Origin of the sequence: Barnesiella sp., assembly GCF_022723415.1 — a bacterium.
Taxonomy (GTDB): Bacteria; Bacteroidota; Bacteroidia; order Bacteroidales; family Barnesiellaceae; genus Barnesiella; species Barnesiella intestinihominis.
Map to the genome: position 1 here is coordinate 15198 of NZ_JAIJHU010000003.1, position 25044 is coordinate 40241.

Genomic DNA, 25044 nt, shown 5'->3' on the forward strand with positions numbered 1-25044 from the left:
TTAGATTAGATTATTGGTAAATATTTAATTTTAGCGAGGAGAATAGAGATAGTCACCTCCATTCTCCCCAAAATAGTTTAATAAGACAAGCCGTCTTCCCAACCCGGGTTTTGAGTCAAGTTATGGTTCAATACACGTTCTTCGGTCGGTATCGGCCACAGATAATCACGTTCCTCATTCCAAGTCCGTTTCACATCTTTGTGAGGCCACATATATCCTTCGGTATCATTGGTCAGGAAGAAATCCACACCCAATTTGTATTTGGTCAATCCCAAACCCGACGGAGCCTGATCCTTGTAAATAGCTGTTTCCATCTTTCCGTCTCCGTTCAAGTCGTACTTACCTTCTCCGGGGAAATAGACCCCATGATACTCGTTGGTAAGCTGTTTACCCTCTTTCCAACGAATTATATCGAACAAACGGAAACCTTCGAGACAAAGCTCTACCGTGCGTTCGCGACGTATTTCCAATATCACACCGGTCATCGCACTTTTCGTCACATTGGGATAACCGGTCACATCGGCCATCAAATAAAGATCAGGATTGGCATTCGCCTCGTCCATATCGATATGAGCATCTTCCATTCCTGCCCGATCACGTAACAGATTGACCGAAATATCTAAATCGTCCTGCGTCAACGTTCCCAATTCAGCCTTAGCTTCGGCGTAGTTCAGATAAACTTCCGCCAAACGGAACAACGGGAAATACATCGGCGATTTGTTGGATTGGTCGTATTTTGGTTCCATCACATATTTGATATATTGATAACCGGTCAACGTATATTTAGACAAGGTATTGATCATCTCCTTCGTCGTGCCTTTCTGTACGTAACCGGGAGTCAGAATCGTCTGAGACAAACGGGGATCGCGACCGGTCACTTCGGCTACGAACTCATTCTTTTCATGCCCGGGCTTATCGGTATAACGAGAACCGTCGGCCATCAAATAATGATCTACGAAACGTTTGGTGAATGACACCCGTTGATTACCTGCCATCGAATTGCACTGAGAATTATGCAAGATAGAAAGCTCTGTACTGTAACGACGACCCAAGATGATTTCCTCGGCAGGAGCATCGAGACGAGCGAACAAATCGCGATATGGAGTAGAACCTGTCTTATAAAGCGAGAATCCTCCTTTTTGAATCAATTCCAACGAAGCGGCTGCCGATTGTTGCAGCATTTCTTCCCAATCGCCCAAATTGTGATATTTACGGAACGTTCCTTCGAACAATGTAGCGCGGGATTTCAATGCCAAAGCCGTCCATTTGTTCACTTCATACGGAGTCTTCGTCTCGGGCAACATGTATATAGCACTATCCAAATCTTCCACAACCTTCTGCATCACATATTTACGAGAATCACGGGGTTTATACAACAGTTCTTCATCTTTCGATCCGATTACTTCGTCGTAATAAGGCACATCGCCGTAACGTTGTAATTTCGTGAAATAGAAGTAAGCACGCATAAAGTATGAAAAACCGTCATAATGTCTACGTGCATTTTGGTCTTTACAAGCCCCGCTATTCTCAAAATAATAATTGATCACACGCAAATCGTCCCAATCCCAAGCTTTCTCGGTAGATGGATAACGGTTACCCAAAATCTCGTTATCCAAGATATTTTTGATGACATCGTCAGCACAGATGTCATTCAAATCATCGGCGCCGGGAAGCATGCCATAATAGGCATTGGTGTATTGACGTAGCTCCTCTTCGCTGGAAAAATAATTTTCGGGAGCCATCGTATCCTCTGGAATCAAGTCCAAATCGGTACAACCCATCAAAGCAGCTCCGGTCAACGTACAGAATATATATAAATACTTTTTCATTGTCGTTCTGTTTTTAATCGTTAAAATGTAATATCCACACCCACCGAGAAATTTCTCGAATAGTTGTAAGCCATACCGGTATTGCCGTTTCCTCCGGCAGCTTCGGGATCGATGTATTTGGTATGTTTCAACATCGGCGACCAGTACCAAAGATTTTCACCGGTAAAATAGACACGCAATTTGGTAAAGACCTTTTTCAAAACCGGCAATGTATAACCCACTGTGAGATTCTTTAACCGGATATACGATGCATCTTGCAAATAGCGGTCATTATTCACTCCTAATTGACTGCCAGCAAAAGTCTGGTAACCACGGAAACGGGGAAAATATCCGTCACGATTCTCTTCGGACCAGCATTGATCCATAAAGTTCTCGGGAATAAAACTCGTGAATGCCCGGGAATAAGGTCCCCAGAAACCGGTAGAAAGATAATTGGGATACCAATCTCTCTTACCTACCCCCTGAAAGAAGATACCTAAATCGAAACCGTTCCAGTCGGCTCCCAAACGGAAGCTATACATATAACGAGGTGTCTCGTTACCGATAATCTCTCTATCGCCTGCATCATACGCCGTATCATCACCCTTAGAAATAACATTGTCCCCGTCCAAATCACGGAATTTCAAATCTCCTGCGCGATAATAAGGATCTACCTTATCGGTCAAAATACGTTCATTTACAGCATCTTGATTGATTTTCGATGTATATTCGGCGGCCTCCTCGTCCGAAGCAAACAAACCGTCTACCCGATATCCCCAAATTTCACCCAATACTTTACCTTCATAATGGTTAGACAAATTTTTCTCAGGATTATTGAATTTGGTAAATACCGTCTTGTTATCGCCCAAAGTAGCCGATACCGTATAATTAAAGCGTTTGCCCATCAAAGCGAACGAATCGTTCCAGCCTAAATAAAGTTCCCAACCGTTAGTACGTAAATCCGCACAATTTTCGTCCGGTGTCTTAGCTCCGAATACTCCGGGCAACTCATACGAATCGGCCAACATACCTTCGGTATTACGAATAAAATAGTCGCCTGTGAAAGTCAATCGGTTATTGAGGAACGACATATCCAAACCTATATTCCACGTAGCGATCGTCTCCCATGTAAGATAACTGGTCTTTGGATCGGAAGGTTTGGAATATTGTAATTTAGAAGTTCCATCAAGCGTATAATTAAGGGTTTGTCCCGTCACTATTTCCTCCAAATAGGCATAAGTATCGCCGGTATTCTGATTACCCAATTTACCGTAAGAAAGACGTATTTTCGTATTATCCACTACGTCTCTGATAGGTTCCCAAAAATTCTCTTCACTGATACGCCAACCGGCGGAAGCAGAAGGTACGAACACCCAACGGTGATCGCTACGGAAACGGGAAGTGCCATCGTAACGGGCACTCACTTCCAACAGATAACGACTCTTATAATCGTAGTTCACCCGACCGAAAAAGCCGCTGTTACGCCATTCCGAAATTGTCTGACTACGGGTTATATCACCCGTCGCATTGGCAAAGCTCGACAAATTCTCGCTCAATAGTGCCAACTGTTGCAAACTTAAATAGGTATTGCGGGCTCCACGATATTGATAACCGGCCAAAGCCGTAAAATTATGCGCCTTGTTCCACGTGTGGGTATAGGTTCCATACACATTCAAATTGTGCTCGTTATCCTCGTAATGGTTCTCCCTGTAATAATCCTTGAAGTTACCGGTAACAATTGTTTTTTCCTCACCCTGCTTATTGGAATAGTGCAAATTATGGTTCCGAACTTTATTCAATCGCCCACGATACTTATAACTATAATCTACCGTCAACACCAAATCCTTAAAAATATCAATATCAAAACGGTTTCCTATAATTATATACTTTTGATTGTTAGCATGGCGCGCGCGATTGTCAACCAAATAGGGAGGGGTTCCATTAATGGTAGTATTGGCATGCGTCTCGGCATAAATAGCCTTACCTTCGGGAGTCTTGGCAGGCCATGATGACATCAAGGTTTTATCCACCTCCATCAACGTATTGTCTATGGCCGGCAATCCGCTGTACTTATAAGAAGATGAAAAGAAATTCACATTGGTCGAATAGCGCAACCACGGTTTAATCTTCACATCGAGTTTCGCTCTTGTAGAATAAGTGTCATAAGTATCGGGATTGATATTTAAAATACCCTCTTCACGGTTGTAACGACCGCTCACATAATACTTCACTTTATCGTTTCCACCGGTTACCGAAAGATTATATTCCTGTTGGGGACGAGTTTTACGGAACAGATAGTTGTACCAGTCGAAATTGGCATAATAGCGATATGATCCGTCGTCCTGCAAAACGATCCACGGACGATCGGGATGCTCAGTCTTGTCATTGCGACGCTCATACAGCATTTGCATTTCCTCTTCGGTATAGTTGGTAAAATTGGTCGCATATTGCGAATAATAAGCCTTATCGACCAAACTTACCTGATCGTAGCCCGTAGTCATATAATCGGTCGAAGTCGTATTTTGCGACCAACCGAAACGTCCGTTAAAATTCACACTAGCCTTTCCAGCAGAATCGGAGCCGGTCTTAGTGGTAATCAAAATCACACCCTTCGAAGCCGTCGCACCGTAAATAGAAGCAGCCGAAGCATCTTTCAAAATAGATACCGACTCGATATCGTTGGGATTGACCATATTCAACTCGGTCACTACTCCATCGACCATAATCAGTGGTGTGTTTGATGTCGATATAGACGATTCACCACGAATATTCAAATCATATCCACCGCTGGAACGACCGGAAGACATCTTCAAATTCATCGAAGGATCGGCTCCCTGCAACGCCATGGCAACGTTACTTACCGGACGAGCATTGATTTCTTTGGCACTGATGGTTCCCACAGCTCCGGTCAAATTGACTTTTTTCTGCGTACCATACCCCACTACAACCACTTCATTCAGTAATTGATTGGCTTCTTTTAATTTAACCAGAACAAAGTTTTTTCCATTTACAGGAATACTTTGTTTTTCATAACCGACATACGAAACCTCCAACGTTGCATTAGCAGGTATGTCTTTCATAGTAAAAGCACCGTCGGCATCGGTCGAACGACCGATAGAGGTACCCGAAACTTTAACAACAGCCCCGATAATCGGTTGGTCATATTCATCTAAGACCCTACCAGTCAACTGATTGCTGGCTCCCACGGACTGTGCGAACATCTGGAAACCAGACATAAAGGCGATAATCAAGAGTAAACAAGACCATCTCCTGTGCAGTGTGTTCGTTAGTAAATTCATAATTTTTTTGATTTATGGTTCTTATTAAATTAGAAGTTTCTATATATTATTATAAGGAATGAAAAATTCATTCCTTTAACAAGCTATCTTTTAACTATTTACAAACGATTCTCCTTACAAAACAACATTAACACAACAGTTACGGCACAAGCGGATAGCAACAGAATAAAGCCTCCGTCCCAACCGAAATGCTCGAAAATATATCCCATACCGATATTGGCAAACACGGCCGATCCCAGCAAATAGCCGAACAACCCCGTGAAACCGGCAGCCGTACCAGCCGCTTTTTTAGGAACCAAATCCAAAGCCGAGACTCCTATCAACATTACCGGACCGTAAATGAGAAATCCTATCGCAGCCATAGCTACGTTGGTTACCATCGCCGAAGCACTATTCCAATAAATATAAACCGCCAGCATAACCAGCAACATATAAATAATAGTCACCGGACCACGACGGCCTTTAAAAACTTTATCGGAAAGCCAACCACAAAGTATAGTTCCGAAAATACCGGCTATTTCGAACGCAAAATACGACCAACTGCTATTCGCCAAATCCATGTGCTTCACCTGTTCGAGATACATCGGCGCCCAATCTAACACACCATAACGTACAAAATAGATAAACGCATTGGCAAAAGCGATAATCCACAAAAGCTTATTATTGAAAACATGTCCGAACAGAATTTCTTTGGTAGAGAGTTCCTTTTCCTGTTCGGCGGAATATGCCTGAGTACACTCTTCCGGCTTATACAGTTCGATAGGCGGTAATCCACAGGATTGAGGCGTATCACGCACCAGTAAATAGGCAATTACCGCAATGATTACGGCAACCATAGCCGGGAAATAGAAAGCTCCGCCCCAGACTCCGAAAATGGTAATACCGAAAACCGCCAAAGGAGCCATAAGAGCTCCACCGACATTATGAGCGATATTCCATATAGACATCTTTACGCCTCGTTCCCGGACAGAAAACCAGTGAACCATCACCCGGCCACACGGAGGCCAACCCATACCTTGCACCCAACCATTTACAAATAAGATGCAGAACATAAGCATGATAGAAAGCGAACTGACCGTCCACGGGATAAGACCCATAACAGTCATAATCACTGCCGAAGCTATCAATCCCAAAGGTATGAACACACGAGCATTGCTATGGTCGGAAACTGTACCCATCACGAACTTACTGATACCATAAGCTATCGAAACGGCAGACAAAGCCCAACCTAAATCGGCCTTATCGAAACCCATCTGTTCGAGTGCAGGCATGGCAATCGAAAAATTTTTACGTACCAGATAATAACCTGCATACCCGATAAATATACCGAGAAAGACCTGTAATCTTAACTTCTTATACTCCTTGTCCACCCGTTCTTTGGGAAGCGGATCGATAACCGGAGCCGGTTGGAATAACTTCAACATACAATATCCTCTCTCTAAAAAATCAGGCTAAAATATAATTTTTTGCCAGATTGGTAAAATTTTTAACTTGTTCCGTTTCCCAATTTTTATCTTTTCCCATTTCACGAGCCATAATAGCCGCTACACGAGGAGCCATTTCCATAGCAGCCCGAGCATCCATAAAGAGCGCTCGAACACGTCGTGCCAATACATCTTCCACCGTTTGAGCCATCTCCTCCCGCACAGCCCAAATAACATGAGCTACCCGGAAAGTATATCCGATATGAAGCAACTCTCCCAACGAGGCATCGTTTTCTATCAATGCTGCGATTTGGTCGGCATCGCTACCGTACACGTAATCCCAAACCGAACGGTCCACTTCTTCCCGGTAACCATGTAATTGCATTTTACGAGTCACACAAGCCCTCGGTTCCAAACCGATCAAAGCAGCTACTTTATTCACCGCTTCTTCGGCCATTTGACGATAAGTGGTCCATTTCCCTCCGGTTATCGTAAGCATTCCCGAATCGGAAACATATATTTTATGATTCCGTGAAATTTCTTTGGTCTTTTTGGAATCGCTATGCGTAGGAGCTGCCAACGGCCGCAATCCGGCGAACACAGACAATACATCGCTGCGTTTCGGTTTACGAGTCAGGTACTGCCCCGCCTGATCGAGAATAAAATCTATCTCCTCGTCCAGAGGCTTCGGTTCTAATGAATTTTCATTCAATGGCGTATCGGTAGTTCCCAATACGGCCTTTCCATGCCACGGTACACCGAACAATACTCGTCCATCCCTTGTCTTCGGTATCATCAAAGCCGAATTTCCTCCCAAGAAAGCGGCATCGACTACAATATGCACTCCCTGACTGGGACGTACTTTCTTGCGACTCTCCGGCTTATCCATTTGCATGATATCGTCCACATAAACACCGGTAGCGTTCACTACCCCTTTTACATTTACTTCATACGTTCCGCCTTCGAGAGTATCTTCCAAAGCCGCCCCGCAAATCTTCCCGGAATCATTCTTAATCAAAGACGTTACTTTCATATAATTGATGCATATCGCACCGTGGTCATGAGCACTCTGCATCAATGTAATCGCCATTCTCGAATCGTCGAATTGCCCGTCGTGGTAAACCACGCCTCCACGCAAATGATCGTGCAGCAGTCCCGGCAGCTCCTTCAAGGTCTGTTTCTTGGACAAAGGCAAAGACCTCCCCAAGCCCAATCGCCCGGCCAACAAATCGTAACAACACAACCCGATGGTATAAAAAGGACGTTCCCACCAACGATAGTTGCCGATAATGAAACGCATATCCTTTACCAAATGGGGGGCATTGCGCCATAAGCGACCACGCTCATGCAACGCTTCCACAACCATAGATACATCGCCTTGTTGCAAATAACGAACCCCTCCATGTACCAGCTTCGTGCTTCGACTCGAAGTCGCTTTTGCAAAATCGTGTTGTTCTACCAATAGGACACGGTATCCCCGGCTCGAAGCATCCACCGCCACGCCCAAGCCCGTAGCACCGCCACCTATTATCAATAAATCCCATGGTCTCTTTTCTTCGGCCATCTGTTTTATCAAGCCTTCACGTTTCATTTTCTTATCTTTCGATTTTTGATTTCTTATTAAATCTTGCGATTACTTTCTTTTTATGTGACAAAGAAAATAAAAAAGCAAGTATAAACCAAGAAAAAATGTAAAAATTTTTCGTTTCGTTTTCTTTTCAATAATATTTCATTTCGTTTTCAAAATAAATTCTCAATATTATTTGTGCATTATTCAAATAAATTTTACATTTGTATGGAACAAATATTATAATATTATTATGCTTAGTATAGCCGAAAGACACAAACACATTCTTGACAAGCTCAATGCGCAAGGATTCGTGAAAGTTTTAGATATCGCCCGCGAATTGGACGTGACACCTGTAACGATACGAAAAGACTTGAAATTACTGGAAGAAAAGAAATTGCTATTTCGTACACATGGAAGCGCCAGTCCGGTAAACCCTCACACGGCAGATATCAATATACATATTAAAGAGCGAATAAACAGCGATGCCAAACGGCGTATCGCCCATACAGCCATTCGTCTACTCGATCCGAACGACTCGATTATCGTCGCCTCGGGAAGCACAGTGTATGCATTCGCCGAAGAAATTACAGACGATCTAAACCTGACAGTCGTCACGGCTTCGCTCAATGTCTCTACTTTGCTCAACCGTTTCGAGCACATTCATGTGATCCAGCTCGGCGGAACATTGCGAAAAAGTTCTTTCTCGGTCATCGGCGATTTAGCTGCACAGGCATTCGACAATCTTACTTGTTCCAAACTATTTATGGGAGTAGACGGTATAGACCTCGATTTCGGGCTGACGACCTCGAACATAGACGAAGCCCGGCTCAACCAACGTATGATCGCAGCCTCGCTACGAACGATCGTCCTTGCCGACTCTTCCAAATTCGGGAAAAGAGGATTCGGGAAAATCTGCACACTCGACCAAGTCGATGTCATCATCACCGACTCGGGTATTTCGCCATCGGTAGCGAAAAGCATAGAGGAAGCAGGAATAGAACTAATCATTGCATAAACCTCAAATCGAAAGGGAACAAAAGGGGCGGGAATGTTATTCCCGCCCCTTTTGTTTATCTCCGAATCTTAAATTCCATATTAACAAAGAAAAGACCTGCTTCACACGACGCAAGCAGGTCTTTCACCAACGATAAGTGTCGCCAACTCAAAAGCTATTTCACTACCACTTTCCCCTTAATTAAACTGCTTCCTTCGATACGTATCATATAAACTCCCGATTCGAGTTCAAATTCCTCACTTTCCCCATAGGCTTTGCGGCTCGCTCTCTGACGCCCGAGCGTATCGTAAATACCTATACTTTCGCCACCTTGTAAATTAACGATTCGCAATTGTCGTTTTCCCGGAGAATAGAATGTAGGCTGCTGCATTTCATCGGAAAAAGTTTTAAAGGATAGAGAGAAACGTCCCGTTTCCATCGCTCGATCATCTACCGTAAAACTATACGGCGCATGTTTCAAGTCCACTTTCCGCCCCGTCGATCTATCGGTAAGAACCACAGCATCATAACGATCATATTCCGAATCTTCGGTCAACGATATTTCATAAATTCCCGATTCGCCGGTATAGATACCCACCGGAGTTTCCCCTTCGATATCGGCAGTTTGAGTATGAGCAAATCGGACTCCCTTTTCATTGTAGACATAAATCTGCGGAATCCTCGGGTCGAAACTCATCATTTTCAACGCATCGTTTCCCATGTCGAAATTCATGGGTTCTCCGTACACATTATCGGCAACAACCGATACATAGTCGCAACCCGCCGATAAATTACTCCCCGAAATTTTCAACTGTACACCGTGAGGAGCCGGCAACGTATTCAACGGGATAACAGGCTTGGCAAACAGAAGTTCCTCCGATTCCTTCACCGTAGCAGTCTGCGTGAATACCGCCGAGAAAGGAGCAATCGTGTTTCCTTCCCACGAATTTATCGAAACAAAACGGCTGGCCTCCGGGTCATAAGTATAGAGTATATGGTCGATACTCATTCTTTCGGTAGTATAAGAGCACAAATAAGGCACACCGAAAAGATTCCAACCCATATTCTCTTTATACGTAAAATGAGGACGGCCACCGACCAAAGTCTTCAAATTATGCTGTTTCAACAAAATACTTTTCCCTTCTTCTGCCGATTCTTCATAAACAGGCAATGCCGATGAAGATTTCGAGAAACGCACAGTCACCGCATCCGAAGCAGAAGGAGTCGCCATGAGATAACCGACATTCGCGCCCATCTGGTTATTTTCAAACGCCCAATATTTACTATTCTGAGGAGCAACTACGCTATACAAATCTTCGGCTCGCTTAGCCCCGTCATACTCGTATAAATATAAACGGTTCTTGTCGTCCCCCGATTCATCTCCGGCCTGTATAGCCTCTACCGGTAAACCGTCTATCGTAACGCCGTTCAACATCGTACCGTTCCCGACTTCAAGAGAGAATGGCAGACTCACCATATCCCAAGAAGCTGTCGTATCATTAATAAGCGGTTTCAAATCACGCTCTATGGCCAGATTATAAAGCGATACAGCATGCTCTCCTGTCCGCAAACCCGCAGCATGGTGAAGCAACAAATAGGACGGTGCGAAATCTTTCGTAAGGGCATCGGTCAGCCGCACTTCACTTTCCTTGCCGACATAGACGACGCTTCCCGCATGAGGATAATAATTATCGCTCACGTTGACAACCTTCTGCGGAGTCGTATTCCAAGTTTCGAAACAACCGTAATCCGGGCGAATTACTTCACCTTCCCCATGAAACTTATCGGTAAACAGCCGCACATTACCCAGCACATCGCAATCGGTAGACAGATCGATAATATCGGTATATTCCTTACCATTCCTGATCTTAGGCACTGTATATCCACCGATAGTCGTCACCGGATTTCCTTCATGGTCTACACCTGTTTCCTGTAAAGCTCCTATTCCAAACAAGACTGCATCTTTCTGGTCGGATAGCTGATAACGCAAATGTGTATCATCGGTAATATAATCCCCGACATAAAGCGGACTATAAGCATTCCCCGACACCGAGGTCACCTCTCCGTTTATCGTATTGATTATCTTTCCCGTACCGCCGATTTGTGCTCCCTCGCCGGGGGCTGTCACATGAATGGCTGCCGCATGCTCGTCCAATGCGACAGCGGCGCTGCCTTCTTTCACCGTATTGTCATGTACCAAAACATTGTAGAGCAACCCGTCCGTTTCCACCACAGCACCGTCGGGGTTCACATTATTATATATAACACTATTGACGATGGCGAACGAGTCGGCGACGATCACCGCCGGGCTGTTTTTGCTTCCCGTAATATGAAAGCCATTCAGTTCCGCCCAATTCTCCACAATCGTCCCGGCGGCACGGTCATTGTCCGAACGCACGACAGGAACCCCTTCCGCCTCTACCGAAAGGATACTTTCCGGTGCATTCTTTTCCAACAAACCGGGACGTTGAGTCAGCTTCGTTTCGTTGGTTCCCCGGAATCCGCCATAAACTTTCACATTTGCCATCCACTGTAAAGTCGTAGGCAAAACGTAGTCTCCGCCGGCTACCCACACCGTACCATAAGTTCCGCTCTCTTCCGGGTCTCCCGAATAGTACGCCGAATAAATGGCTTCCTGTAAATCGCCCATAGCATCGTCCCAACTGGAACCCAATCCGAATCCGTTAGGCTTCACATATAAATTAGGATAGAACAACCGTTGGTACTCATAAGCACCTATATCTATGCTGTTACCGGCTATACGACGATTGCCTCCGGCATCCACGAACATGACTCTCGCCAGCGAATCGCCGGGAGCCACAGGCTCTTCTACCGAACCAAACGAATAATACGCAAATAAATCGGTGTACCATTTATCGTTTTCCGCTTTATTATATGAGTCGCCTGTCATGTATCGATACCCCGTATTGATCAGTTTACGCCCCGGACGTATGTTATACTTTTTGTCCAACGGAGTCGCTTCATCGGGAGCTTCGAAACGGGGACCGTACGACATATCCTCATTGTCGGAACTTAATGTTTTATTGATATTGGCAGCCTTATCGCCCAATACGACACCTGCGGAACTATTCCAATAAACATACTCGGCATTCGGCTGCTCTGCCGTCGCATCGTCCACCTGAACGGCATTGCTGTACAGGGTCGCATTCTGCACATCTATCTGGTTGTTCAAATCTCCGACAGTAGGAACAGCCGAAGTATAATTCCTCCAAAATATATTGTTATAGATCTGCAAAGGTTCGGCGACAAGCGCTCCACGTGCGTACAATCCGCCTTTGGAGTTATTGGCTATCGTGTTGCTGACAATGTTGCCCGTCCCGTTCAAAGCAAGCCCCCAAGCCTTGTTGGAATGAAGCACGGTATTATATATATTGCCTTTATTCAGATACACAGCCGCACCTTTTTCTCCGGCAGCCGTATTATCGACAAACACGCTGTTCCGAATCGTCGTACTGCCATTGGCTGCATACACGGCCGCACCGGTCGAACCCTCGCCTGTCGCATCGGCTGCATTTCCACCGACAAAAGTAAAGCCCTCTATGTTTACAGGAGCCAACGCCCCGTTTTCTCCGGCCGTATCCATCGACTCGTCTATATAAACGAGGTGTTTCGAATCGCTTCGATTTCCTCTGATATAAGTCGGGTACAATATAGGATCACGCAAATTATCCATAGCGACATCGGTCCCCGTGATGTTGTTGGGATATCCGCCCCTCAATGTCAAACTCTTGGTCGAGTATTCCAGATTTCCCACATCGGGTTTCTCCAAAACGAACGAATAACCGCTTGTCCCGTCTTGCAGGAACGGCACATAGTCGCCCGAAGCAATCTTGATATATTTATCTTTTTTATTGGGGCTGAGCAACAGTACCTGAATAGCCTGATGAATGTTAGACGTAGCCCTTTCCCACGTTTCTCCGTTGTTTTCTTTATCCGAAACTGCTTCGGAACTCTTCACATACAGTATATTACCGCCGAAAGGAGTCAACGATACCGTTTCATATTCATAAGCCCCTATATCGATCGTCCCCTCCTTCCACTCTTTCACATCGATCATATCTACACCGTCTTTCTTAATAATGTGATATGTATCGGGTTCTTTGGTAATACGCCATTTACTGTTCAGCGTATCCGGCACATTCTCGCGGCCCGACACTTCCTGCACGGCATAATATCCTTTGCCGGAACCATCGAGTACGACAGGTTCCGTCGTAATTGTCGTACTCTTCACCGAGCCGTCGGGATTCATTTCGATAACCGTATTCAGTCGACGTGTACCACCATTCGTACCCCGGTTAACCAGCGTCGAGAGCGAAGGCAGAGAGAAATCGGCAGAAGCGAAATAATTTCCCGCTCCGGCATAATCGCTGGGAAATCCGAACCGAGGCCCCATAACCGCTTCATTTGCCCGATCCAGAAAGACCTCGAAATTTCCTGCATCTTCATCGACATCGGCTGCCGAAGTAATAATTTCCCAATGGTCTGCATTGATACGTTCGGCATCGTCATTCCCCCAGATAACCGTATTGGTAAGATTATTCCCGGCTGTCGAAGCCGAATAAACGGTACTACCCGATGTTACATCGCCCGACACATTCTCGGCATGGGCATTACGCACGATCGTATTGTTGATTAACTGCGATGTCGAACCGGATTCGGCATAATAGGCCGAGCCCGTCGATGCCGTATTGTTGTAAATCACCGTATTGACGATGAGCGACTTCCCGCCTTCCCGCAGATAGACCGCACCTCCCGATTTACCGGGAGCCTCGTTCCCGCCCAATATAGAACCATAAATCTCTATATCGCTGGCATACACGGCTCCTCCCCCGAAATCGGCCGTATTGAGCAACAATTGGCAATTGCGCAAAGCAATCGGAGCCAAAGCACATAAAGCCCCGCCTCCATGATCGGTACACGACGAGTTACCTTTTACCATCTTTATTCCATCGAGTACAACCCTGCGAGTAGCCTCCGAGTCTTCATAATAAGCCACATGCGAATTACCGGAACCGCCGCCTATATCGCCCGAAAGAATCGTTTCATTAGCGTACTCGAAATCTTCGAGCAAGCCGTTCCCGTTCCAATCTTGACGAGGTCGCTCGCTCAAAAATGCCTCCCCTTCGTAATACTGGTCCGATGAAGGCATAGCCTGAGTTTCTTCTTCCGTAACGATATTAATATCCAACTCCGAAACCGTATTCTCCGACTGATTCTTATTGTCTATCGTTATATCGCTAATTTCCACGGTATATGCAGCTTTTCCACCGGAATAAGGATGAACAGAGACGAGCGAAAGCATATCGCCATTGGACAATGTATTTTCCTCATCAGTAATCTCTACGGAGGAAGTGCCGTCATATACCAATCCGGTCTTTAAATCCACCGTCAGTTTGTACTCTCCATTACTAACTCTTCCATTTATAAGCAAAGACTTTCTTACACCGGCTGTCGAATATAACTGTATACGCAACCTGCCGTCCTCGTTCCCTTTACTCAAATCGGTAAAACGTATCGTTGCATGCAAATACCGATTACTCGGGTTTGTTCTTTCGTATTTCACCGCCTGTGGAAAACGGAAGTAGGCTCCCAATTGGTCATTATAATAAGTATACTCTTGCCAAAAATACCTCCTGTACCTCTCGTTTGTTAATACGACACCATCGTTCCCCGAAACTGTAATAGATGCCCTATTAGGACTTGGACAATAATGCATACCGTATGCTCCTGCCGAATTTCCGGCAGCATAATAATCGGAGACATTGGAAGAATATGTATTCAATTTTTCCGCTTGCGAAAGATTATTCAAGCTCACCGAGGCATCATAAGGAACACCCGTAGAAGTCTGATGAAGAATATCGGTATCGAGAATTTCCGTCGATACCGTCGTGGAATTCTTGCGATTATCGATCGTAGCGCTATACAACTTTACACCGGCCGGTAATCCCGAGACGCGAACAGCCTCGATGACCGGAGCTGTCGCCCAATCGGTATTTCCGATAGCCAGATATCGCAAATCGTAAATATACTCGGTAGTGCTGTCGGTAGCGATGACCGGCAATTCCAGCTCATGAGGGAGTTGGAAGCCATTGACCGTCACAACAGGAGATGACGGTGACTTCTCATCGGTCGTGAAATGCAAGAACCACGAAGAGGGTTCGTCCTCCAATGCCTTTACCTCTGGATAAAAGGTAATCTCTCCATCACCGCCCAATGTATAGGAATAGTCTCCTTTGTTCCATACACCGGTGGCATCGACACGCTTCGAGGGTTCCACTTTAAACGATTCTATCCAACTCTCGTAATAAGGCAAGTTACTGCCCCGGAATCCTCCGTATATCGATGAATATCTGTTAAGAATAAAAGAAGTTCCCCAATTATCCTCTTTCACCGAAGTTTTCGGGTTATACGTTCCCTTCGAGACCCATATCTCGCACCGGCGAGTATCCTTATTCGGATCGTGTTCGAAATTGGCCTCATTCCCGAAATAATCGAGAGCTTGCTGTATATCGCCCAAAGCGTTTCGCCAACTGCGGCCGTTCGCCAACCCCTGTGCCGTTTGCGACACATACAACCGGTAGATTCCGTCTGCCCCCTTTTCGGCTTCGGTATCTCCCGCAGGGTCGATAACAAATATCCCGTCATAAGCAAAAGCTCCTATCTCGAAATAATCCCTCAAAGAAGAATCCTCTTTATAAAAACGATTCGTTCCGAGCAAATCGAGTCGAGAAACATGCAATGCCTCCATGAGCGGAGAGCCCGGCTGCTCGGCTCCGATACCGGCACGAATCAACGCCGATACACGTTTCAAAGTAAAATCGAGGTTATCGGGGTCGGTAAAACCGGGAGCATTCAAGCCCACTATGGTCGATGTATTCTCATTCGTACTCGTCAACGCCATGTTTCCGAAACCCACGACTTTGATACCTTCGACCGCACAATGATTAAAGATATAGTTTTGATACCGCACGCCCGTAAAGGTCGTATCGACCTGCTGGGACATGTTTCCGTATATATTTTTTCCGTTACCGGAATCGTTCATCCAGAATACAGAATTGATGATAATCGGCTTCACGCCTATCGATATACCACCACCGGAGCCATTGTTCACAGTCGTGTTATCGACCACCGTACAATTTACGACCATCGAAGAGTCGTCGGCATAAATACCTCCGCCATTGGCTCCCACGTTATTATAAACTATCGAACCGGTAATCCGGCCGCCCGGAGCTAAGTAAACTCCTCCGCCCTTATCGGAAGCAGCACAGTTGAAAACGGCACAATTCTGCAACAATCCGTTCGACGTAACCTTAACACCGCCACCCGACTGCCACTCTTCGTCAGACGGGTGATTGGCATTTCCATAAACGATATAAACACCGTTGAGCAAAGCTATTTCGGGGTTGGGATCATCGTAATAAGCTGCGCCCTCGGCAGGCATCGTGGCGTTGTCTTTATGCTGCTTCATGCCGAACGTTACGACACGATAGGCGCTTTCTTCTGTCGAACTGCCGATCATACCGTTGAAAAAAGTTCTGTTCAAACGCATATTACGTCCTTCCACGGTCTCATCGTCAGAGATTCCCGCAAACCCTCCATACACCTCTATCCCTGCCGGAATAATAAACGAAGCGGTACGAGGCTGATCGGGAAGAACGACATCGGTAGGATAATAAGTGCCTTTCGCAACCCTCACTTGAATGCGAGTAATATTTCTATATCGACCCGATGCGTACGTCTCCTTATTGTGAATAATATAACCTGCCCAGTTGAGAGCTTTTTGTAATTTCGCTTCGCAAGCGGCATTCGCCCACGACGAACCGTCTACCGTACCGTTAGCCGCCTTCGTCACATAAATGACTCCCACCTGTTCTCCGTCGATAGTCTTGATAGCGGGCATAATCGGCTCGCTTTGGTCTATTTCGTATGCCCCTATATCGATAGAACAGTCTTTGAAACGGTCGGTATAGTCCATATCGGTTTCGGGTAATGTAATCCCTTCGGGACTATTATTCCCGGCATTGATACAGGGTGAAGTGCCCTGTAAACGATAGTCGTTATTTTCTTTATTTCCCGACGAACGATCCACGAATTGCGGAACTTGATTGATAATGTTGTCTTGCGTCAAGTTAGCGCCAGAGACTCCCGATATAGAACCCGAGGGATAACAACAATGCGAAGTTCTCAACACTACATTGCTATGAGCCTGTACCTGAGACGAGCCCGAATTATTATAAATAATGGTATTGTAAATATTGGCCGCACCATCGGCAAACCAATAACCACAATAAATGGCTGCACCGCTACCGGAGTTGTCGGCAATCGTATTGTTATAAAAATCGGCTACTTCAATATAAACGGCCTGACCGTTGGAATTACCGCCAGATACGGAATTACCGGCAAACACGCAATTGTACAACGTACCGTAACGCATGTAAACACCACCGCCGTATTGTTCTCCGTAATCGCTCCCCAATGCCGGCATATCGTTATTGAAAAACGAACAATTGGAAAATGTTCCGTTGTTACAAAATGCACCTCCGCCGCGACTACGGGATGCTACATTATAATTGTTTCGGATAATACAGTTTTCGAGCCGTCCGTTTTTCCGCAAGGCTACCCCTGCACCGCCATCTTTTCCGTGACGTATTCGAGTTCGACCGTTTTGTATTATAAATCCGTCCCATATCGTCTCGATAACAAATGGATTCAACGCCACATTATTAGTCTCGGTCGAAGCCTGTCCCTGCGAACCCGCTTCCAAACGACCTCCGTCCTCATAATACGGGAAAGGCTGGGTAAGTACCCTACGAACTTTATTCGCATTATCGTATCGACTGTTCAATTCATAGAACTGACTCGTCGATCCACCGGCATCCATATCGAAATAAGGAGCATACCCATCGAGCGAAGTAACAGCATTCGCCTCGGCGGTTGTCATCGTCTGTATAATCGTATTGTAGACGCGGGGATTGCGCTCGTATTTCCCGGGTGTACCGGTCTTGGGAAATCCGCCGTACACTTGCACAGCATCCCGCATAAAGAATCCCCGACGGCTGGTATATTCGCCCTCGGCTACCCACACTTCGACCAAAGCCGTCGTATCGACACCAACAGGTATTTGTACCGATGCGCTACGACCGTTCGTTTGATTGTATGTATAATCTGTATAATTCAATGTCTCATAAGCGATCCGACCGCTTCCGTCCTTTTTCAACGATGCCTTGTATGCCTCGTTGACAGCATACTGCAAACCGGTAATATAGTCGGTAGCATCGCGGCTGTCGTATTCGATTTGATCATAAGGCAGACCGTCGTCGAATCCATACCACGCATTTCCATTGATAGCGTTCGCCCACGAAGAACCGTCTCCCGTACCGAAATAAGAGGTTTGAGGAGAAGAGGCCGTACCGGTAGGCCCGCTACGCACGTAAAGAACCGAACCGACAGGATTCAGACATGTAGCCTCATAAGCTCCTATATCGGGGGCTCCACCCACAGCGAAATTATGCCCCGTAATATCGGCATCAAGAACCAAATCAGGATCATCAACTATACTTTCGTCTCCGGCAATCACCAACGGTGATTCGCAAGTCGGCTCGAATCGTGCGGGACCGCCCAACGGCGTATCGTATCCAGACGAAACTGCGCCGACATTTCGGGTCGGATTGACAAAAGCCGGATACAACGGATCGCCCTGAACGACGCTTAACTGCATGTTCTCACTCCACAGATTCCATTCTTCCGGAGCATTCTGGATAGCATTGTTACGAATATCGAGCATAGTGGCCGCCCCTGTAATTTGTACGTCTTCGGGAGCGATAGTCCCGGTCGAAGTATTTCCCCACAAAACCGAGTTATAAAGTCTCAACGATCCGTTCACCGCACAAATGCCCGGGGCATTGTTATGTATAATCGTGCAGTGATTGAGACGAGCATCATTTTCAAGGGTTATCGCCGAATAAAAGGATTCGCTCGCCAATCCCGTATTGGTATTATTATTCACCACCGTATTGGCCATTACCAATTTCTCCGTCGTACCCAACATAACGATTCCGGCTCCGTTCGTTGCAACATTATTCTCGATCATGCAATTTCGGATATACAATGTGCCATATTCGTGCAGCACACCACCCCCGGTCTTGATAGCCGAAGAACCGGTCGATGCATCTCCGTTGACGATATGAAATCCGTCGAGAATGGCTTCTCCGTCGTCAGACATAGTTACCACATGATAAAGGTTCCCACCGGCCAACGTACCGTCAAACACCGTACGAAAATCTACCGGATTACGCATCGGTTCGGCGACATCGCTCCCCGCCGGGACAAACGTCTGTCCGGGAACCGTAGAGCCTTTCGTACCTACCAATTTGGAATTGAAGCCTCCATACAAGGAAACACCTCCCCGCAAAACGACCGACGAAGTGCGACGATCACTGCCGATAGCTTTCCATACCGGATTTATCGTCCCCTCCTTCACCCATATCTCACGAGGACAACCGGGATATTCGGTATCCGGGAGTTCCGCCAAATATTCGATGGCCGAGTTCCCCGATATAATCGGAGATTCCCAAGACTCGCCCGAAAGGTCCGTATCGACCGACGGGTCGACAAAAATAACCAGTTTCTTTACACCGTTATCTTCTATGACGCTATATTGCAAAGACGGACGATCGGAAGCGAAAGCTCCTAAGACACGAGGCTCGACGAACGCTTTGCTGAGAATATCGGTCATCGCGACATAAAACTGTGTTTTCACCGGAGCATACCTGACATACGGAGCCTCGGATTGGCTGCCTCCTTTTCTTTGTAGGGCAGAAATTTCGGACGGAACCCAACGTTGTACATCATAAATAGTTCGCAACGCATTGTCGAGCGTTTGAGTGCCCTCGACATCGGCGGCTGTCGTCTGGTACACGCCGGCCTCATCGTTGATAACGTCGACATTGCCGACTCTCACATTGGTAAAATCGGGGAAACTGGAATCATAAGCGATAGAAGAACGTCCTTTTGAATTTTGATCGGACAAGGCATACGTTTTTTGAGTCACGGTATTCACGCCCCAAATCGTATTGGAAAGATTTTGCAACGCCGTATTATAAACCTGTATCGAAGCCGGCACATTCGATTCGGCCGTCTTTCCGTTTTTCCCGTAAAATTGCCGAGTATGTTCGAGGGTCGCATTTCCCCAAAGAACCGAATTATAGACTATGCCATATCCATCGACGATCATACCGCCCGAATTTCCTTCTTGGTCGGAAGCCACCGCCGAACAATAGTTCTTAACCACCGTAGAGGAAGAAAGCCCTCCCAACTTATCGAAATAGACCGCTCCCGCATCGGCCGAAGAGGTATTGTTGGAAACGAGCGTGTTCACCAAGACGCCCCGGTACATATCGTCTAACGACTCTTCGTATGCAGGATTGTTATACTCCGCCTCATCAACATACACACCGCCGCCCACGCGAGCCGTATTGTTGGTTATTACCGTTCTGAAAACGGTTCCGTTCCCCAATATGTACACGCCGCCGCCCAATCCGTTGCGCACCTGCACTCCGGGCGAAGCATTGCGAAAGACCATGCTGTTCACCAACATTCCGCCGTTATTCATCATCACCCCGCCACCGCGAGTCAAGGCAAAGTTTTGATAAACGATACAATTCGACACGACTCCGTTCTCGGTCAAATAGATTCCACCTCCCATACGGGTCGATTCCCCGCGCTCGCCATAGTCGGCGCAACCGCCCGTAACCACGACACCGTCGAGAGTCGTCTCCACAGGAAGCGGCTTTGCCGTAACGGCTTCGTACTTCGTGGTTCTTTCGTTAAATCCCTCGGAAGCGAACCATACCACATGGTAGGAGTTGCGCCCGTAATATTGCTCCCATTTCTTCTCTCCGGCATTCCAACGCCAACCTTTCTGTGAATCGTCATTCCGATCGACATCTCCGCTGAATATCGTACGATTGACAAACGCCCACTGAACATCGAGATGGTCCGGGTCGCGGGGACGAGTTGTGCTGTTGTTTATCCCTTCGTCGCCGGTTTGTCCCCGGAATCCTCCGTAAACCGAGATACCGCTACGCATGATGAAAGAACGATGCCTTTCCGTACGGCCCCTTATACCCGACTCATCGGTAAATGCCGCCGTAGGGTAATACGTTCCACCGGCAACCCACACCTCTCCCACTACATTCCGGGCATATAGTTGATCGATCGCCATCTGCACGTCCTGTACAGCCAAACGCCATGTACTTCCGTCCCGGACTTCTCCGTCGGCAAGAGGCGGTTCGTCGGGCGAAAGCTGACGAACATACAATATATTTCTGCCCGAAACCGGCTGATATTGATAAGCGCCTATATCCAGCGTCTTACTGACGATCCTCGGCTTCCCGGCAATGTCGTAAGAAACATCGGTCCCGTAATACGTGTTCAACGTCGTCATCCAAGAGCTCTCGGCTTTCGACAGCAGCACAGAATTTTGACGTAACAAAAACGAGACACCCAAATCGGCATACACCGGTTCCAATATAGCTCCTACCTGAGTCGTAGGATTGATAAAATTGGGCACAGAGCCCGTATGGTCGTTATAGGGCAACAACGAAATATTATTGCTGCCTTTCGTTTCGTCCCAATCGACGATCGCACAATTCGAGACATGGTCGACAAGAGCCTCGAATCCCTTCAATCCAGCATGGTTCAACGGATCGATACTCCATATAACCGAGTTGGATACGCTGATCGAAGAACCCGCCACATCGGTATCGGCCGGACGGCCTATACCATACAACTGGTTGTTGACAATCGTATTATTGACAATCGAAGTCTCATCGTATACACAAATACCGCCCCCGTTATTATTATAAACGACATTGTCGAAAACGACTCCTGCCTCGGAGTAGATGCCGCCTCCATATCCGAACCCGTCGCGACGGAATGCCGAATTGGATACCAACACCGAGTTATAGACAAAACACGGCTGGGAGTCCGAACCGCTATTCTTATGCATATAAACGGCTCCTCCTTTCGAGGCAAAATTAAAATAGAACAGGCATCGCTGTATGCCGCAACCGATACCGTCGAGCGATACACCTCCGCCGCGCCCCGAATTGCCGCCTCCATCGGCAGCCCCTCCGGCAATGGTTATTCCGTCGAGCATCACGCCCACACTCGACGGATCGAAAGTAACTACCGTATGGAGATTGTCTGTCCGGGTAGTATTCTGGGTCGGGTCGAGCGAAGAGAACATGTTATCCGTACCGACTACATCGTTTCTCAACCGGTCGCCCGATAAAATAGTCTGGTTCTTCAACGCCCACGGCTCCTGCCGGTCGCCCGAATAGACATTGCCGTATTCTCTCTCTTCGAGACTGTTCTCCCCCTCATAGACCAAAGCTCCTAAATCGTCGAACACTTGTCCGCGAAAACCGCCGTAAACAACGACCTGATTTCCTTTCAAGACGAACGAGGCACTCTGTTCATCGCCGGGAAGGAGCGGTTCGGTCGGGACATAAGTACCCGCCGCAACCCATATCTGCAATGTAGAGTTAATAGTATTCCATGTATCGGTAGAACGAAGAATCATTTGCAAATCGGAACCCTTAGCGGCATTCGCCCACGAAGAACCGTCGAACGTACCGGCTCCTTCGGGGGAAACATATATGCGTCGCAAATTGAAGGCCGGTTGAGCCGGCTGGATATTCGACTGAGCCTCTACCGGTAAGCTCGTCAGCGACAACAGAAACAATAGCAGCAATCCCGCCGAATATCCCATGCGTTTCGACACATCGGAAACACGGCCTGCAAAATCAATAATTTCTCTATTTCTTCCGTTCAACATAACCTATAATTCCTTTTCTATATCGAAGCTGTCCATCGATAATTATATTCCGTTTGCGTAAATCCCACCACATCGAACCGCAGCAAATAATACGGCGCAACCGCCAAATCCTCGGGGGTATCGACGTGTATGTTATAAGTAGTCGTCTTTACATAAGCGTCTGCATATACGCTCTGCACGACCAGCTCTATATCGAGCGTACCGCTATCGTAGAGATAACAGTCGTATCGCCCGTTAATCCATGCCGATTGACCCGGTCCCGAATTACCGGTAAGGCTGACCACGTGATCGACAACGGGGTCATTCGACCTCACGGCAAAGAATTTTCCCTCTTTGGGTACATTTTTCAACTTCAATGAAACGACTTTCGCCGACGTGCAGTCCCCATGTTCTTTCTGCCCGGCAGGCTTGGCGTTGTAATTGGATATAGCCGTCCCTATATTGTACATAATATCGACCTTAGAAGCCACCAGCCCGGCATCGATAACTCCCGAATGCTTCATTTGAACCAATTCGAGGTCGAGCAAAGTACCGGCATATAAATCGCGCGAAGGCGTGGCGATCGTCGTCAACGCCATCACCTCGTCTTCCGTCGACAGGGCATCCCATTCGTAGTGACTGCCGGCATTGACGATAGCATAAAACGAGGCGGTGCACTTCGGCACGTCTATGGCTTGAAACTCATAATAGGCCGTGCTTTCGGGCAGCTCTATATAATAATGTTCCATGTAAGCGGCAGCGCCGTTTTTAGGCTCTACATACATGAACAGGTTGATATTTTCGATGGCATCCGGCATCTCCGGCGATGTCCCGGGGTCTCCCGGAAGCCCCACCGCTCTCGAAATTTCCCGGCCGGTGTATATACTCAACGTCACGCTCGCCGTCTCCTGCGGTTCCGACGGACTGCCGGGCTGCAACGAGTTCTCGCCTGCACAGCCGCCGAGCAACCATGTAGCGAACAAAAGTGCCATTATCGCATATCTCTGTTTCAACATCAAAGCTCCTATTCGATTAAACCTATATTCGACAATCTGCCCGCATTCGGGAATATTATATATCCACATCGATATCTCCTCCCGGTTTCCAGTCGATAGTCACCGCCACGGTCGCCTGCACATTGTGACCGATATCTATACTGCCGTCGTCCCTCACCACACCGTATATTTCTATACACTCTCCGGCGGGAAGCGGCTCGGTCAGATTGATCGTATTTCGTGTTATTTTATCTCCTATGGTAACGTAAACATCGGTATTCCAGATAGCATTTCCCTCCGATAGGTTACGGTTCAAAGACTTCGCTCCTGCACTCGCCTCATTCCTCGACGGAAACGAAACAGCTTCGAAAAGCGCCAGTCCGTTTTCATCTTTCCCCGCTTCATTCATCTGTACGACAACAGGGCGGTCGTACTCATAAAGACTGTCGTTACACAAAAAACCGGTTGCGGTTTCATTGACATATCCCTCTACCCGTTTTACCGGGACGACGGGATCGGTTCCATAACTGAGGTGTAACCTCGTCTTGGAAATACAAGGCGTCAAAACGACCTCGATAAACTGATTTCTGTCCGCTATCGTAAATCGTTCCCTCCCGACATACAGTTCCGAAACATGCGAAGATACCGTATCGGCCGCCGACTCATAAGACAATTTATAACGATCGGACGCGACACCGAGGTCGGAACATTTCACACAACTCGCCTGCGAAATATTGGCAATGGCAAAATGGTGATAATCGTTTGCAGGCAGGGTAATAGCGTAGATATTGTTCGACGGCATTCGTTCCCGCTCTACATACTCATGATAAGCGAGCGATTTGTTACCGTCATAAAAATGCATATTGAGATTCTCCATTCTACCCGAAAATGCCTGTGTATGGGTAGACAGTTCTATTCTATATCTGACGGTGAAATTGTTGCAATCGGACATGTTGTCGTCGATGCAACCGCTCGATAACGGCAGCAATGCGAAAAAGATTCCTCCGACAACCCATCTTTGCCAATCACCTGTTTTCATTTTCTCGATATTTATTTTTTGAGGAAATATCTCCGGCGAATCGAAACGCTCCCGATTCACCGGAGACAAATTTTA

8 protein-coding genes are annotated in these 25044 nt (G+C 46.8%); 1 reads left to right on the plus strand and 7 read right to left on the minus strand.

Annotation, left to right across the window (positions count from 1 at the left end; all coding sequences use genetic code 11):
• Positions 1–77: 77 nt before the first annotated feature.
• The 4 genes from QVD32_RS01180 to QVD32_RS01195 form a co-directional block, all read right to left on the minus strand.
• Positions 78–1829 (minus strand): RagB/SusD family nutrient uptake outer membrane protein, encoded by a 1752-nt coding sequence (locus QVD32_RS01180; RefSeq protein ID WP_195242094.1) that lies wholly within the window; start codon positions 1827–1829, stop codon positions 78–80.
• A 20-nt stretch (positions 1830–1849) separates the two neighbouring features.
• Positions 1850–5107 carry a SusC/RagA family TonB-linked outer membrane protein gene (locus QVD32_RS01185; protein ID WP_046410022.1) on the minus strand — a complete coding sequence of 1086 codons (3258 nt, stop codon included), beginning with the start codon at positions 5105–5107 and terminating at the stop codon, positions 1850–1852.
• Positions 5108–5205: 98 nt separating this feature from the next.
• Complete coding sequence (gene glpT / locus QVD32_RS01190) at positions 5206–6531, minus strand: glycerol-3-phosphate transporter (RefSeq protein WP_008861408.1); 1326 nt, start codon at positions 6529–6531, stop codon at positions 5206–5208.
• Positions 6532–6553: 22 nt separating this feature from the next.
• Positions 6554–8122: a glycerol-3-phosphate dehydrogenase/oxidase gene (locus tag QVD32_RS01195; RefSeq protein WP_021890964.1), complete on the minus strand. Its 1569-nt coding sequence runs from the start codon at positions 8120–8122 to the stop codon at positions 6554–6556.
• Between the two features lie 229 nt (positions 8123–8351).
• Between QVD32_RS01195 and QVD32_RS01200 the strand changes: the two genes are divergently transcribed.
• On the plus strand, positions 8352–9116 hold the full coding sequence (locus tag QVD32_RS01200) for a DeoR/GlpR family DNA-binding transcription regulator (protein WP_040295879.1): 765 nt from the start codon (positions 8352–8354) through the stop codon (positions 9114–9116).
• 154 nt (positions 9117–9270) lie between these two features.
• Here QVD32_RS01200 and QVD32_RS01205 read toward each other — a convergent pair whose 3' ends face one another.
• From QVD32_RS01205 to QVD32_RS01215, 3 genes are read right to left on the minus strand one after another with little or no spacing between them, the layout of a single operon-like run.
• Entirely contained in the window at positions 9271–22956 is a 13686-nt protein-coding gene (locus QVD32_RS01205) for a right-handed parallel beta-helix repeat-containing protein (RefSeq protein WP_118687397.1), read from the minus strand.
• A gap of 17 nt (positions 22957–22973) precedes the next feature.
• Positions 22974–24020: a hypothetical protein gene (locus QVD32_RS01210; protein WP_118687398.1), complete on the minus strand. Its 1047-nt coding sequence runs from the start codon at positions 24018–24020 to the stop codon at positions 22974–22976.
• On the minus strand, positions 24007–24969 hold the full coding sequence (locus QVD32_RS01215) for a FimB/Mfa2 family fimbrial subunit (RefSeq protein ID WP_147401603.1): 963 nt from the start codon (positions 24967–24969) through the stop codon (positions 24007–24009). The genes QVD32_RS01210 and QVD32_RS01215 overlap by 14 nt, the downstream gene beginning before the upstream one ends.
• Positions 24970–25044: the final 75 nt, after the last annotated feature.

Excerpts from the sequence above, each read along its gene's own strand:
- QVD32_RS01180 (WP_195242094.1), bottom strand. The coding sequence starts at position 1,829 with ATGAAAAAGTATTTATATATATTCTGTACGTTGACCGGAGCTGCTTTG.
- QVD32_RS01195 (WP_021890964.1), bottom strand. The coding sequence starts at position 8,122 with ATGAAACGTGAAGGCTTGATAAAACAGATGGCCGAAGAAAAGAGACCA.
- QVD32_RS01185 (WP_046410022.1), bottom strand. The coding sequence starts at position 5,107 with ATGAATTTACTAACGAACACACTGCACAGGAGATGGTCTTGTTTACTC.
- glpT (WP_008861408.1), bottom strand. The coding sequence starts at position 6,531 with ATGTTGAAGTTATTCCAACCGGCTCCGGTTATCGATCCGCTTCCCAAA.
- QVD32_RS01210 (WP_118687398.1), bottom strand. The coding sequence starts at position 24,020 with ATGTGGATATATAATATTCCCGAATGCGGGCAGATTGTCGAATATAGG.
- QVD32_RS01205 (WP_118687397.1), bottom strand. The coding sequence starts at position 22,956 with ATGTTGAACGGAAGAAATAGAGAAATTATTGATTTTGCAGGCCGTGTT.
- QVD32_RS01200 (WP_040295879.1), top strand. The coding sequence starts at position 8,352 with ATGCTTAGTATAGCCGAAAGACACAAACACATTCTTGACAAGCTCAAT.
- QVD32_RS01215 (WP_147401603.1), bottom strand. The coding sequence starts at position 24,969 with ATGAAAACAGGTGATTGGCAAAGATGGGTTGTCGGAGGAATCTTTTTC.